We start from the raw sequence: 13,354 nt of genomic DNA on the forward strand, positions 1-13,354 counted from the left end.
GCAGGCAACAACTATTTAAAGACCACATCCTGCTCCAACACCACCCGCTGCTCCCCCGCATCCAGCCGCACCAACGCCCCCGTCGGCAGCGTCAAGTTCGGATCACAATGCCCGCTGCGCCAGCCGGACAGCACCGGAATACGCAACGGCTCGAAGGTCTGCTTGAGCAGCCGCTCCAGCGCCACCTTATCCACCCCCGCCACATCCCCCACCAGCACACCCGCCACCTGAGCCAACTTGCCCGCCAAGCGCAGGTGAGTCAGCAAGCGGTCAATGCGGTAGATCGGCTCGTTGACGTCTTCGATCAACAGGATGATGCCTTCAGCGTCTATTTCGTAGGCCGTGCCCATCACCGCTGCGATCATCGACAGGTTGCCACCCAACAAGCGCCCCCGGGCGATGCCAGGCTCGATCGTGGTCAACGGGTAGGCCACCGGGTGCGCCAACACGCTACCGGCGCCGAGGTCGCCGCGCAGCATGCTGAACAGCGATGACTCGGTGGGCGGCTGCTTGTCGCCCAGCAGGTCGGCGTTGAGCATTGGCCCATGGAAGGTCACAAAACCGGCGTAGCGGCTGATAGCCAGGTGCAAAGCGGTGATGTCGCTATAGCCCACAAGGGGCTTGGGGTTGGCGCGCAACAGATCGAAGTCCAGGCGATCGAGCAAGCGTGGCGTGCCGTAGCCGCCGCGCAGGCAGAAGATGGCATCGATGTTGGGGTCGGCGAAGGCGGCGTGCAGGTCACGCAGGCGCACATCATCGCTGCCGGCAAGGTAGCCGTCGCGCTCGTACACGCCGGTGAAGATGCGCAATTCATAGCCACGGGCACGCATCCATTGTCCGGCTTTTTCGACGTCCAAAGCAGCGGGGCCGGCGGGGGCAATGAGGGCGATGGTGCCTTCAGAGCGCAGGGCGGGTACAGGGGCAGTCATACACAATTCCCTCTAACAGCACAAAACCAAATGTGGGAGCGGGCTTGCTCGCGAATGCGGAGTGTCAGTCAATTAATCAAGTGACTGAAACACCGCCTTCGCGAGCAAGCCCGCTCCCACATTGGATAAGCGGCATTGTCCAAATCTGTATTAAGAAACCAGGCTAGCCTTGACCAGCTTGGCCTGCTCGTCGGCGTGGTACGAGGAACGCACCAACGGGCCCGACGCGACGTTCTTGAAGCCCATTTTGTAACCTTCCTCGGCGAACCAGGCAAACACGTCCGGGTGCACAAAACGCTGTACCGGCAAGTGGCTGCGGGATGGCTGCAGGTACTGGCCCAGGGTCAGCATGTCGATGTCGTGCTCGCGCATGCGCTTCATGACTTCGATGACTTCTTCGTCGGTCTCGCCCAGGCCCAGCATCAAGCCGGATTTGGTCGGGATGTGCGGCATCATCTGCTTGAATTTCTGCAGCAGGGTCAGCGACCACTGATAGTCCGAACCCGGACGCGCAGCCTTGTACAGGCGTGGCACGGTTTCCAGGTTGTGGTTGAACACATCCGGCGGCTCGGCGGCGGTGATTTCCAGCGCCACGTCCATACGGCCACGGTAGTCCGGGACCAGGGTTTCAAGCATCACGTTCGGCGACAGCTTGCGGATCTCTCGGATGCAGTCGGCAAAGTGCTGGGCACCGCCGTCGCGCAGGTCGTCGCGGTCAACCGAGGTGATCACCACGTATTTGAGTTTCAGGTCGGCGATGGCGATGGCCAGGCTTTCCGGTTCGTTGACGTCCAGCGGTTTTGGTCGGCCGTGGCCCACGTCGCAGAACGGGCAACGACGGGTGCAGATGTCACCCATGATCATGAAGGTGGCGGTGCCGCCGGAGAAGCACTCGCCCAGGTTCGGGCAGGACGCTTCTTCGCACACGCTGTGCAGCTTGTGTTTGCGCAGCAGGGCCTTGATACGGTCGACTTCCGGCGAAACCGGGATGCGCACGCGGATCCAGTCAGGTTTTTTCGGCAGTTCGGTGGTCGGAATGATCTTCACCGGGATGCGTGCAACCTTCTCGGCGCCGCGCAGCTTGACGCCGGCTTCCACCTTGGCACGCGGGGCCGGGGCCGGACGTTCGGTAACGTCCAGCGTCGGGATCATGGTTTGCACTGCATCAGTAGTCATAATCAGTCGATTCCGCCCGTGAGGGTCGTCTGCTCAGCATAGTCGAGGTGTTTGACGAGCTGCGCACGCAGCCGGGCACTTACCTCGGCAAATTTAATCGGTGTGGCGTGGTCGCTCAGTTGGGTCATCGCCAACCCGGCATAACCGCACGGGTTGATCCGTCGAAACGGCGCCAGGTCCATGTCCACGTTCAGGGCCAGGCCATGAAAGGAACAGCCGTGGCGAATGCGCAACCCCAGGGAGGCGATTTTCGCGCCGTCCACGTACACACCGGGTGCATCGGGCTTGGCCGCGGCGGTCACGCCGTAACTGGCCAACAGCTCGATCAGGCAAGCCTCCATGCGGCTTACCAGGTCGCGTACGCCGAAACCCAGCTTACGCACGTCCAGCAGCAAATACGCCACCAACTGACCGGGGCCATGGTAAGTCACTTGGCCACCTCGGTCGACCTGCACCACCGGAATATCCCCCGGCAGCAACAGATGCTCAGCCTTGCCGGCCTGGCCCTGGGTGAACACCGGCGGGTGCTCCACCAGCCAGATTTCATCGGGGGCCGAGGTACCGCGCTCGTTGGTGAAGCGCTGCATGGCGTGCCAGACGGGTTCATAGGCCATCTGGCCGAGCTCGCGAAAGCCCAGAACCTGTGACATCACAGCACCATGTGCACGAAGCCGGTAGCCCGCAATTCGCTGTTGATGTCGTAGAGCTGGTCTTGACCGGTCGCAACAATGTGCAACTGGATCGTTGTGTACTTACCGTTGGAGCTCAAACGCTCGTCCACCCGGTTGTCGTTGATCGTTGCGTGTTTACGCACGATCTCCAGAATCTTGTCTTTGTTGCCCACGCCGGTATCGCTGATCACCTTGACGGGATAGTCCACGTTAGGGAATTCGATCTTTGGCGCCTTTACTTCTACTTCTTTATCGGTCATGGCGTAACGGCCTCGTAAGCGTAAGCCGTGGCGACGGGCAAAGCCCCGTGTCGGATTAACACGGGGCTTTGCAGGTGCACACTTATCAGTTGAACAAGCTGTAGAAGAATAGACGGATGCTATCCCAGACGCGGCGGAAGATACCACCCTCGTCGACGGCGTCCAGCGCGATCAGATCGGCACTGTGCACGACTTTGTCGTCCAGTTTCACTTCGACTTTACCGATGACCTGGCCCTTGGCAATCGGGGCAACCAATTGCGGGTTCATGGTCATGCTGGCCGCGAGCTTTTTCAGCTGGCCTTTAGGCATGGTCAAGGTCAGGTCGTCCGCCAGGCCGGCCTTGACTTGCGAGGTCGCGCCTTTCCAAACCGGCGCAGTCGCCAGCTCAGCACCCTTCTGATAGAAGGTCTGGGTTTCGAAGAAGCGGAAACCGTAGGTCAGCAACTTTTGCGTTTCGGCCGCACGGGCTTGTTCGCTGTTGGTGCCGAAAACCACGGCGATCAAGCGCTGGCCGTCACGTACAGCAGACGACACCATGCAGTAGCCGGCTTCTTCGGTGTGGCCGGTTTTCAGACCGTCAACGGTCTTGTCGCGCCACAGCAGCAGGTTGCGGTTAGGCTGCTTGATGTTGTTCCAGTAGAACTCTTTCTGGGAGTAGATCGCGTAGTGCACCGGGTCGACACGAATGATCGCGCGCGCCAGGATCGCCATGTCGTGAGCCGACGAGTAGTGCTCCGGGTTCGGCAGACCGGTCGGGTTCATGAAGTGGCTGTTGGTCATGCCCAGGTCAGTCACGGTTTTGTTCATCATGTCGGCGAACGCGTCTTCGCTGCCGGCGATGTGCTCGGACAGAGCGACGCTGGCGTCGTTACCCGACTGGATGATGATGCCGTGCAACAGGTCGCTCACGGTCACTTGCGAGCCGACCTTGATGAACATCCGCGAACCGCCGGTGCGCCAGGCGTTTTCGCTGACGGTCACCGGATCATTCTCGCCGATCTGGCCGCGACGGATTTCCAGGGTCGCGATGTACGCCGTCATCAGCTTGGTCAAGCTGGCTGGGGGCAGGCGCTGGTCACCATTGTTCTCGACCAGCACGTTGCCGCTGGCGGCATCCATGAGGACCCAGGCCTTGGCGGCCAGTTGCGGGGAAGCCGGCACCATTTCAACCGCCCAGGCGGCCGGGGTGATGATCAGCGAAAGAAGCAGGCACGTGCGTTTGGCTAAGGTGGTGATGTTCATCCGTCTCTCGAAATTGCTTATGGAAACTTGCCCTCGCGGGCAAAACTTATTCAGACAGGCCGTTGCCAGACTGTCGCGTGTTCGGTTGCCTGCTCACCCCTGCCCCCGGGTTTTTATTGTTCAACGAGCCAACAACCAAAGCCCAAGCCCGCACGCGAGCCTGAACCATCAATCCCTTTCTTACTCGGCGGTGACCACGCTGGGTTGCCCCAGGTTGGCCGAACGCACGCTGTTCTGTACTTGCGCCACTTCACCGGGCGAACCGATCGGGCCCATGCGCACCCGGTGCAGAGTCTGCTGGTTACGCACGATAGAGCTGATGAAGACCGGCGCGTTGACCATGCCGCTGAGCTTGGACCTTAACAGTTCTGCCGCATCCGGGTTGGCGAAAGCGCCCACTTGCAGGTATTGCCCACCGGCCATCGAGGCCCCGGGTGCTGCGTGAGGCACGACGACCGTGTCGGGCGCGTGCTGCGCCGGCGGTGGCGTCCATTGTTCGATCTTGCCGGCCGACGCCGTCACTTGTGGCTGCGGTGTCTGCGGCTCGTTGAGCATCAGCGGCGCCGGTTTGCCACGCTGGGCCCAGTATTGCGCGGGGTCGATACCTTCAACTTTCACACGCGCGGTGCCGATTTCGGCGTAGCCGAGTTTCTTCGCGGCAGCGTAGGACAAGTCGATAATGCGGTCCGAATAGAACGGCCCACGGTCATTGACCCGCAGAATCACCGTGCGGTTGTTGTCCAGGTTGGTCACCCGTACATAGCTGGGCAGCGGCAGGGTTTTGTGCGCGGCGCTCATGCCATAGAGGTCATACACTTCGCCGTTGGCGGTGTTCTGGCCATGGAATTTGGTGCCGTACCAGGACGCCGTGCCCGATTGCACGTAAGTCTTGGATTCCTGCAACGGGAAGTAGTTTTTGCCCAGCACGGTATAGGGGTTAGCCTTGTACGGGCCGGTGTGCAGGGTGGGCGTGGCATCCGGGATTTTCGACACATCGACATCCCACCACGGCGCGCCATCCTTGTGCGCACGGTTGATGTCCAGGCCAGGCTGGGAACGAACCACAGCGCCACCGGATTTGGGCACCGGACCACGGCTGTTAGTGGTGGAACAACTGACAACCAGCAAGGACAACGCGGCAAACGCCACCAGCTTGAGCGGTTTTTTGAACGGCAATACCCGCATTACTTGTTGCCCCGTGCTTGGACCAGCATGTCTGACAGCTGATGCACGGCCATGGCGTACATCACACTGCGGTTATAACGCGTGATTGCGTAAAAATTCTTCAGGCCCATCCAGTATTCCGGGCCATTTTCGCCTTCCAGGCGGAACGCCGTCACCGGCATGTCATCGCGTGGCGCATTCTGACTCGACCAGCCCAGCGCCCGCAACTCCCCGACCGTCTTGACGGGCTCAATGCCCTGGGTCAGACCTTCATCGGCGCGATCGCCCGTGACATCGGCGCGAATCACTACCGGCTCGCCCGCCACCCAGCCATGGCGCTTGAAGTAGCTGGCCACGCTGCCAATGGCGTCGTCGGGGTTGCTCCAGATGTTGATGTGACCGTCGCCGTCAAAATCCACCGCGTAAGCTCGGAAGCTGCTCGGCATGAACTGCGGCAAGCCCATTGCACCGGCGTAGGAGCCTTTGAGGGTCAGCGGGTCGACCTGTTCTTCGCGGGCCAGCAACAGGAATTCGCGCAGCTCCTTGCGGAAGAACTCGGCGCGCGGCGGGTAATCGAAGCCCAGGGTCGACAAGGCGTCGATCACCCGGTAACTGCCGGTGTTGCGCCCGTAAAAGGTTTCAATGCCGATGATCGAAACGATCACCTGGGCCGGCACGCCGTACTCCTGCTCGGCGCGGGCCAGCACGGCTTCGTGCTGGCGCCAGAAGTCCACGCCGCGCGCCACACGGGCGTCGGTGAGGAACATCGGGCGGTATTCTTTCCATTGCTTAACCCGCTCGGCGGGGCGCGAGATGGCGTCAAGGATCGCCTGCTTCTTCTGGGCCTCGCGAAACACACCCATCAGCTGTTCACCGGCGAAACCGTAGTCGCGGGTCATCTCACCGACAAATTCGGCGACCTGAGGTGAGCCATCGTAGTCACCGGCCTGCGCCTCTTGCGTCACGCCCAACAGCCCGATCAGGCCCATCAGGGACGCATGCCGAGTCGCCCAGCCGCGCATTACTTGCATTGACATCTTCACCTTATTCAAACCTGTGCGATCCACTTGCGATGCGTATGAATCGACATCAAAACCCCAAACGCTGACATCAATGTCACCAGCGAAGTTCCGCCGTAGCTAATGAATGGCAACGGCACCCCCACCACCGGCAGCAGGCCACTGACCATACCGATGTTGACGAAAACGTAAACAAAAAACGTCATGGTCAGGCTGCCGGCGAGCAACTTGCCGAACAGCGTTTGCGCCTGAGCGGTGATCACCAGGCCGCGACCGATCAGCAGCACATAGATCAACAACAGGGCGCAAATGCCTACCAGGCCGAACTCTTCGCCCAATACCGCAATGATGAAGTCGGTGTGGCTCTCGGGCAAAAAGTCCAAATGCGACTGGGTGCCCAGTAACCAGCCCTTACCAAATACTCCACCGGAACCGATCGCGGCCTTGGACTGGATGATGTTCCAGCCGGTGCCCAGCGGGTCGCTTTCCGGGTCGAGGAAGGTCAGGATCCGCTGCTTCTGGTAGTCGTGCATAAAGAAGAACCACATCGCCACCGCCACCGGGATCGCGGCCGCCAGCACGCTGAGAATCCAGCGCCAGCGCAACCCGCCCATAAACAGTACGAACGCACCGCCGGCGAGGATCAGCAGCGAGGTACCCAGATCCGGCTGGCGCACGATCAGGATAAACGGCACGCCGATCAGGATCAGACTGACACCTACATGCTTGAGCTGCGGCGGCAAGGTGCGCTTGGACAGGTACCAGGCGATGGTCGCAGGCATCAGGATCTTGAGGAATTCCGAGGGCTGGAAACGAATCACCCCGGGAATGTTGATCCAGCGGGTCGCACCCATGGCGTTGTGGCCCATCACGTCCACCACCACCAGCAGCAACACCCCGACGACGTAACCCAAGGGCACCCAACGCGCCATGAAACGGGGCTCCAGCTGGGCGATTACCACCATCGACAGCAAGCCCAGACCAAACGAGGACGCTTGCTTGATCAGCAGGTCCCAGTTCTTGCCGCTGGCCGAATACAACACGAACAGGCTGCCAGCCGCGAGGGTCAGCAGCAGGATCAGCAACGGGCCATCAATGTGCATGCGCTGCAGCAACGTCGCGCGGCGACGCATCACATCTTCGCTGGAGAGGATGCGGTCAAAATTACTCTTCACGGGCCGTAACCTCGGTGCTTGAAGGGGGGCCGCCATATTCGGATTTGAGCCTGCCGTCGTCGGCCAGCAGCCAGGCGTCCATGATCTGACGCACCACAGGCGCCGCGACGCCGGAACCGGACTCGCCGTTTTCGACCATCACCGCTACCACGATTTTCGGTGCGTCCGCCGGGGCGAAGCCGACAAACAAGGCGTGGTCGCGATGGCGCTCTTGTACTTTGGAGCGGTCATATTTCTCGCCCTGCTTGATCGCGACCACCTGGGCGGTACCGCTCTTGCCGGCAATTCGATACTGCGCACCGACCGCCGCTTTACGCGCGGTGCCGCGGGCACCGTGCATCACTTGCTGCATGCCGTGGTTGACCTTGGTCCAGTCGGACGGGTCGCGCAGCACGATGTCGGGGATCGGATTTTCGTCCACCGGCTTCTCGCCTTCGATGGTCTTGGCCAGGTGCGGACGGTTCCAGATACCTTTGTTGGCCACCAGCGCCGTGGCCTGGGCCAGTTGCAAAGGCGTTGCCTGCATATAGCCCTGGCCGATCCCGAGAATCAGGGTTTCACCCGGGAACCACGCCTGACGACGGGTCGCGCGCTTCCATTCCCGCGACGGCATCAGGCCGGGGGATTCTTCGAACATGTCCAGGGAGACTTTCTGGCCGAGGCCAAACTTGCCCATGTAGGCGGACAAGCGATCGATCCCGAGCTTGTGGGCCAGGTCGTAAAAATAGGTGTCGTTGGAGCGCATGATCGCGGTGTCCAGATCGACATAGCCGTCACCGGTGCGGTTCCAGTTTCGGTATTTGTGGTCGTAATTGGGCAGCATGTAGTAGCCCGGGTCGTAGACGCGGCTCGACGCGGTGACCACGCCCGAATCCAGACCGGCAATCGCTACCGCCGGCTTGATCGTCGAACCGGGCGGATACAGCCCGCGCAGCACGCGGTTGAACAGCGGCCGGTCGATGGAATCACGCAGCTCGGCGTACGCCTTGAAGCTGATGCCGGTCACAAACAGGTTGGGGTCGAAGCTCGGCTGGCTGACCATCGCCAGCACTTCGCCGGTCGTCGGGTCCAGTGCCACTACCGCGCCACGTCGCCCGCCCAGCGCCATCTCGGCCGCTTCCTGCAGCTTGATGTCCAGGCTCAGGACAATGTCCTTGCCCGGCACCGGGTCGGTACGTTTGAGCACCCGTAGCACACGGCCTCGGGCGTTGGTCTCGACTTCTTCGTAACCCACCTGGCCATGCAGCTCGGGCTCGTAGAAACGCTCGATGCCGGTTTTGCCGATATGGTGGGTGCCGCTGTAATTCACCGGATCGAGGCTTTTCAGCTCTTTCTCGTTGATCCGCCCCATGTACCCAACGGAGTGGGCAAAGTGCGGCCCTTGTGGATAATGCCGCACCAGTTGCGCCACCACTTCTACACCAGGCAGGCGGAACTGGTTCACCGCAATGCGGGCGATCTGCTCTTCGTTCAGCTCAAACAGAATGGGCACCGGCTCGAACGGCCGGCGCCCCTGCTTCATGCGCTTTTCGAAAATCACCCGGTCTTCCGGCGTCAACTGCAGCACGTCGACGATGACATCGAGGACTTGCTGCCAGTCGCCGGAGCGTTCGCGGGTCATGCTCAGGCTGAAGCTGGGCCGGTTATCCGCGACCACCACGCCATTGCGGTCGAAAATCAGCCCACGGGTCGGCGGAATCGGCTGCACATGCACCCGGTTGTTTTCCGACAGCGTGGAGTGATAGTCGTACTGGATCACCTGCAGGAAATACAGGCGCGCGATCAACACCGCGATCAACCCCACCACCAAAAACGCGCCGAACACGACCCGGGCGCGTACCAGACGTGCGTCTTTCTCGTGGTCCTTGATACGGATCGGCTGAGTCATCGGGAGGGGCGCAGATTATTTGTGGTAAGGGTGCCCGGACAGAACTGTCCAGGCGCGATACAGCTGTTCACCGATCAGGATCCTTACCAACGGGTGCGGCAGCGTCAGCGCCGACAGCGACCAGCGCTGGTCCGCCCGCGCACAGACTTCCGGCGCCAGCCCTTCGGGGCCGCCGACCATGAAGTTGACCGTGCGCGAATCCAGGCGCCAGCGATCCAGTTCCACCGCCAGTTGCTCGGTGCTCCAGGGTTTGCCGTGCACTTCAAGAGTAACGATGCGCTCGTTGGGGCCGACCTTGGCCAGCATGGCTTCGCCTTCCTGACGGATAAAGCGCGCCACGTCGGCATTCTTGCCCCGGGTGTTGAGCGGTATTTCCACCAGTTCCAGCGACAGCTCAGCGGGCAGACGCTTGGCATACTCGTGCCAGCCTTCTTCCACCCACTTGGGCATGCGTGAACCGACAGCGATCAGACGCAGGCGCACAGCCGTTCCTTATTCCTGGTCTTTGTTGAGCTTGTCGAAGTGCGCGTGGCCCACTTCCGGGCTGTGGTGCTTGCCATCGGCAGCACGGCTCTGCTCGGCGCCTTTCCACAGACGCTCCAGGTCGTAGAACTGACGAGCGTTGGAGGTCATCATGTGAACGATCACGTCGTCCATGTCCAGCAGCACCCAGTCGCTGTCGCCCTTGCCTTCTTCACCCAGCGGCTTCACGCCTTGGGCTTTGACGGCTTCGCGGACCTTGTCGAGCATCGCGCCGATCTGGCGGTTCGAGGTACCGGTGGCGATGATCATGAAGTCGGTGATGCTCTGCTTGTCGCGTACGTCCAGCACCTGGATGTCCTGGGCCTTAACGTCTTCCAGGGCAGCCACTGCCACTTTCACCAGCTCTTCGCCAGCCAGTTCCGGGCCAACGTGGGCTTCTACCGGCAGCGGGGCGCTTTTGAAGGTGCCTTTGCGCTTAACTTTGCTTACGTCTTTGTTCGTCATATAAAACTCGTTTTGCTCGTATGTTCGGGCGCTCGCTGTACGACAGTGCGTACGTTCAAGCGCGCCTTTTCAGTTCGACGCACGGTAAAGCCCGTGCGCATCGATGTAGGCCAGGACCGCGTCAGGCACCAGGAAACGTACCGACTTACCGCTGGCCAGCAGTTGACGGATCTGGGTGGCGGACACCGCAAGCGGGGTCTGCCAGACGAATGCAATATTCCCGTTCGGCCCGGTCAGGGCCAAGGGGTCACTTACCGACCGCGCGGCCAGCAGGTTGCGCAAGGCATCCGGCGGTTCGCTGTCGGCATCCGGGCGTTGCAAAACCAGGATGTGGCAGTGCTGGAGGAGTTCCTCCCAGCGATGCCAAGAGGGCAGGCCGCAAAATGCGTCCCAGCCCAAAAGCAGAAACAATTGGTCGTCCGCGGCCATTTCAGCGCGCATCACTTCCAGGGTATCGACAGTGTAGGACGGTTTATCACGCTTGAGTTCGTGGTCGTCCACCACCAACGGCGCTATGCCCTCCACCGCAAGGCGCACCATTTCCAGGCGTTGCTGCGCCGACACCTGCGGCGTATCGCGATGCGGCGGCCGCGCGTTGGGCATCACGCGCAACTCATCCAGCGCGAGGGCATCCGCGACTTCCAGGGCACTGCGCAAATGGCCAATGTGCACGGGGTCGAAGGTACCGCCGAGCAGCCCGATGCGTTTAGCCATCAAGTGCGCACATGACCATCGCCGAACACCACGTACTTCTCGCTGGTCAGGCCTTCCAGGCCAACCGGGCCGCGTGCGTGGAGCTTATCGGTGGAGATGCCGATCTCCGCCCCCAAACCGTACTCGAAGCCGTCGGCAAACCGCGTCGAGGCGTTGATCATCACCGAAGCGGAATCCACTTCGTTGAGGAAACGCCGGGCATCGCTGAAATGCTCGGAAACAATGGCGTCAGTGTGCTTGGAGCCGTAGGTATTGATGTGTTCAATGGCCTCGTCCAGGTCATCAACAATCTTGATCGACAGGATGGGTGCCGTGTATTCGGTGTACCAGTCGAGCTCGGTCGCTTCGATCACGTCCGCGCCCAGCAGCGCACGGGTGCGCTCGCAACCGCGCAGTTCCACGCCCTTGTCACGGTAGATGGCAGCCAGCGGCGGCAGCACGCGCTCGGCAATGCCGACGTGCACCAGCAGGGTTTCCATGGTGTTGCAGGGTGCGTAGCGGTGCGTCTTGGCGTTGTCGGCGATGCGGATCGCCTTGTCGATGTCGGCGGCGATGTCGATGTACACATGGCACACGCCGTCGAGGTGCTTGATAACTGGCACCTTGGCATCGCGGCTGACGCGTTCGATCAGACTCTTGCCACCGCGCGGCACAATCACGTCGACGAATTCCGGCATGGTGATCAGCGCGCCAACGGCGGCGCGGTCGGTGGTTTCCACCACTTGCACCACTTCGGCCGGCAACTCGGCCACGGCCAGGCCCTGCTGAATGCACGCCGCGATGGCACGGTTGGAATTGATGGCCTCGGAACCGCCACGCAGGATGGTGGCATTGCCGGACTTGAGGCACAGGCTCGCGGCGTCGATGGTCACGTTCGGGCGCGACTCATAAATAATGCCGATCACGCCCAGCGGCACGCGCATCTTGCCGACTTGAATACCGGACGGCAGGTAACGCATGTCGCGGATTTCACCGATGGGGTCAGGCAGTTTGGCCACCTGACGCAGGCCTTCGATCATGTCGTCGATACGTGCCGGGGTCAGCGCCAGGCGGTCCAGCAGTGCTGGCTCCAGGCCATTGGCGAGGCCGTTGGCCAGGTCCAGTTCATTGGCGGCGGTGAGCTCGGAGCGCGAAGCATCCAGAGCGTCGGCGGCGGCCAACAGGGCGCGGTTCTTCTGCGCGGTGCTCGCACGGGCGATCAACCGCGAGGCCTGACGGGCAGCGCGACCCAGGCGGGTCATGTAGTCAAGAACGGACTCAGTCATGGTCAGGGAGTCTTGGCAGGGAGGAAAGCGGCAGATTATAGCTGTGACGCCGCCCGACTGACAGCGGTGAGGGGCGGATGGTCGAAATGAACTGCAAAAACAGGGGGTTCAGCGGTAATTAAGGTGGGAGTTGTTATTATTCCGTCACATTTAGCCGTATTAACCCTTGATCGCCATGTCCAGTTTTGCCCCAACGCTCCTCGCCAGCGCCCTGCCCGACGGCTTCTTCGACCGAGATGCGCAACTTCTTGCGCGCGAATTGCTTGGAAAAGTCATACGCCATCGCGTTGGCGAAACCTGGCTTTCGGCGCGAATTATTGAAACCGAAGCCTATTACGTGGCCGAAAAAGGCAGCCATGCCTCACTCGGCTACACAGAAAAGCGTAAGGCTTTGTTTCTGGATGGCGGCCATATCTACATGTATTACGCGCGAGGCGGCGATTCGCTGAACTTCAGCGCCCAAGGCCCGGGTAATGCCGTGCTGATCAAATCGGCCTATCCGTGGGTCGATGAAATTTCCGGCCCGGCCAGCCTGGCGCAGATGCTGCTGAACAATCCGAATGCCGATGGCAGCCCGCGCGCCGCGCAAAAGTTGTGCGCGGGCCAGACGTTGCTGTGTAAGGCATTGGGTTTGAAGGTGCCAATGTGGGACGCCAAGCGCTTCGATCAGGAATTGCTCTACGTCGAAGACGTGGGCCAGACGCCCTCATCCATCATCCAGACCACGCGCCTGGGCATTCCCAGCGGGCGCGATGAACACCTGATGTATCGCTTTGTGGATGCTGGCTATGCGCCGTATTGCACACGGAACCCGCTACGTCGGGGCCAGGTCGAAGGCCGCGATTACTTTTTGATTGATTGAA

At 61.2% G+C, this 13,354-nt stretch carries 14 protein-coding genes; 1 reads left to right on the forward strand and 13 read right to left on the reverse strand.

The window, feature by feature from the left end:
• Positions 1-11 precede the first annotated feature (11 nt).
• The 13 genes from BFW87_RS07425 to BFW87_RS07485 form a co-directional block, all read right to left on the reverse strand.
• A complete protein-coding gene (locus BFW87_RS07425; protein WP_078739274.1) occupies positions 12-929 on the reverse strand; it encodes a S66 peptidase family protein in 918 nt (305 codons plus the stop codon).
• Positions 930-1,079: 150 nt separating this feature from the next.
• Complete coding sequence (gene lipA, locus BFW87_RS07430; RefSeq protein WP_160385010.1) at positions 1,080-2,081, reverse strand: lipoyl synthase; 1,002 nt, start codon at positions 2,079-2,081, stop codon at positions 1,080-1,082.
• A gap of 26 nt (positions 2,082-2,107) precedes the next feature.
• Complete coding sequence (gene lipB / locus BFW87_RS07435; protein ID WP_017136055.1) at positions 2,108-2,755, reverse strand: lipoyl(octanoyl) transferase LipB; 648 nt, start codon at positions 2,753-2,755, stop codon at positions 2,108-2,110.
• Positions 2,755-3,036, reverse strand: a complete 282-nt coding sequence (locus BFW87_RS07440) for a DUF493 domain-containing protein (protein WP_017136054.1) — start codon at positions 3,034-3,036, stop codon at positions 2,755-2,757. The genes lipB and BFW87_RS07440 overlap by 1 nt, the downstream gene beginning before the upstream one ends.
• 85 nt (positions 3,037-3,121) lie before the next feature.
• Entirely contained in the window at positions 3,122-4,279 is a 1,158-nt protein-coding gene (locus BFW87_RS07445) for a D-alanyl-D-alanine carboxypeptidase family protein (RefSeq protein ID WP_078739276.1), read from the reverse strand.
• 180 nt (positions 4,280-4,459) lie between these two features.
• Positions 4,460-5,464, reverse strand: a complete 1,005-nt coding sequence (locus tag BFW87_RS07450; protein ID WP_078739277.1) for a septal ring lytic transglycosylase RlpA family protein — start codon at positions 5,462-5,464, stop codon at positions 4,460-4,462.
• On the reverse strand, positions 5,464-6,474 hold the full coding sequence (gene mltB, locus BFW87_RS07455) for a lytic murein transglycosylase B (RefSeq protein WP_078739278.1): 1,011 nt from the start codon (positions 6,472-6,474) through the stop codon (positions 5,464-5,466). Before mltB ends, BFW87_RS07450 begins: the two co-directional genes overlap by 1 nt.
• A 17-nt stretch (positions 6,475-6,491) precedes the next feature.
• A complete protein-coding gene (rodA, locus tag BFW87_RS07460; RefSeq protein ID WP_065911239.1) occupies positions 6,492-7,595 on the reverse strand; it encodes a rod shape-determining protein RodA in 1,104 nt (367 codons plus the stop codon).
• Positions 7,596-7,626: 31 nt separating this feature from the next.
• Positions 7,627-9,525 carry a penicillin-binding protein 2 gene (gene mrdA / locus BFW87_RS07465; protein WP_078739279.1) on the reverse strand — a complete coding sequence of 633 codons (1,899 nt, stop codon included), beginning with the start codon at positions 9,523-9,525 and terminating at the stop codon, positions 7,627-7,629.
• A 15-nt stretch (positions 9,526-9,540) separates the two neighbouring features.
• The gene (gene rlmH, locus BFW87_RS07470; protein ID WP_003176297.1) at positions 9,541-10,008 is read right to left on the reverse strand and encodes a 23S rRNA (pseudouridine(1915)-N(3))-methyltransferase RlmH; all 468 of its coding nucleotides are present in this window, start codon (positions 10,006-10,008) and stop codon (positions 9,541-9,543) included.
• Between the two features lie 9 nt (positions 10,009-10,017).
• On the reverse strand, positions 10,018-10,512 hold the full coding sequence (gene rsfS / locus BFW87_RS07475; protein ID WP_003176298.1) for a ribosome silencing factor: 495 nt from the start codon (positions 10,510-10,512) through the stop codon (positions 10,018-10,020).
• Between the two features lie 69 nt (positions 10,513-10,581).
• Positions 10,582-11,226: a nicotinate-nucleotide adenylyltransferase gene (gene nadD / locus BFW87_RS07480; RefSeq protein ID WP_078739280.1), complete on the reverse strand. Its 645-nt coding sequence runs from the start codon at positions 11,224-11,226 to the stop codon at positions 10,582-10,584.
• On the reverse strand, positions 11,226-12,491 hold the full coding sequence (locus BFW87_RS07485) for a glutamate-5-semialdehyde dehydrogenase (RefSeq protein WP_078739281.1): 1,266 nt from the start codon (positions 12,489-12,491) through the stop codon (positions 11,226-11,228). Before BFW87_RS07485 ends, nadD begins: the two co-directional genes overlap by 1 nt.
• Before the next feature lie 175 nt (positions 12,492-12,666).
• Here BFW87_RS07485 and BFW87_RS07490 point away from each other — a divergent pair, with 175 nt between their 5' ends.
• Positions 12,667-13,353 (forward strand): DNA-3-methyladenine glycosylase, encoded by a 687-nt coding sequence (locus BFW87_RS07490; protein ID WP_078739282.1) that lies wholly within the window; start codon positions 12,667-12,669, stop codon positions 13,351-13,353.
• Position 13,354 lies beyond the last annotated feature (1 nt).

The sequence above is a fragment of the Pseudomonas fluorescens genome, from assembly GCF_002022275.1.
GTDB lineage: Bacteria > Pseudomonadota > Gammaproteobacteria > Pseudomonadales > Pseudomonadaceae > Aquipseudomonas > Aquipseudomonas fluorescens_AJ.

What these genes read in the sequence shown, in the direction of transcription:
- BFW87_RS07425 (WP_078739274.1), bottom strand. Translation starts at nt 929, where the DNA reads ATGACTGCCCCTGTACCCGCCCTGCGCTCTGAAGGCACCATCGCCCTC.
- lipA (WP_160385010.1), bottom strand. Translation starts at nt 2,081, where the DNA reads ATGATCCCGACGCTGGACGTTACCGAACGTCCGGCCCCGGCCCCGCGT.
- lipB (WP_017136055.1), bottom strand. Translation starts at nt 2,755, where the DNA reads ATGTCACAGGTTCTGGGCTTTCGCGAGCTCGGCCAGATGGCCTATGAA.
- BFW87_RS07440 (WP_017136054.1), bottom strand. Translation starts at nt 3,036, where the DNA reads ATGACCGATAAAGAAGTAGAAGTAAAGGCGCCAAAGATCGAATTCCCT.
- BFW87_RS07445 (WP_078739276.1), bottom strand. Translation starts at nt 4,279, where the DNA reads ATGAACATCACCACCTTAGCCAAACGCACGTGCCTGCTTCTTTCGCTG.
- BFW87_RS07450 (WP_078739277.1), bottom strand. Translation starts at nt 5,464, where the DNA reads ATGCGGGTATTGCCGTTCAAAAAACCGCTCAAGCTGGTGGCGTTTGCC.
- mltB (WP_078739278.1), bottom strand. Translation starts at nt 6,474, where the DNA reads ATGCAAGTAATGCGCGGCTGGGCGACTCGGCATGCGTCCCTGATGGGC.
- rodA (WP_065911239.1), bottom strand. Translation starts at nt 7,595, where the DNA reads ATGCGTCGCCGCGCGACGTTGCTGCAGCGCATGCACATTGATGGCCCG.
- mrdA (WP_078739279.1), bottom strand. Translation starts at nt 9,525, where the DNA reads ATGACTCAGCCGATCCGTATCAAGGACCACGAGAAAGACGCACGTCTG.
- rsfS (WP_003176298.1), bottom strand. Translation starts at nt 10,512, where the DNA reads ATGACGAACAAAGACGTAAGCAAAGTTAAGCGCAAAGGCACCTTCAAA.
- nadD (WP_078739280.1), bottom strand. Translation starts at nt 11,226, where the DNA reads ATGGCTAAACGCATCGGGCTGCTCGGCGGTACCTTCGACCCCGTGCAC.
- BFW87_RS07485 (WP_078739281.1), bottom strand. Translation starts at nt 12,491, where the DNA reads ATGACTGAGTCCGTTCTTGACTACATGACCCGCCTGGGTCGCGCTGCC.
- BFW87_RS07490 (WP_078739282.1), top strand. Translation starts at nt 12,667, where the DNA reads ATGTCCAGTTTTGCCCCAACGCTCCTCGCCAGCGCCCTGCCCGACGGC.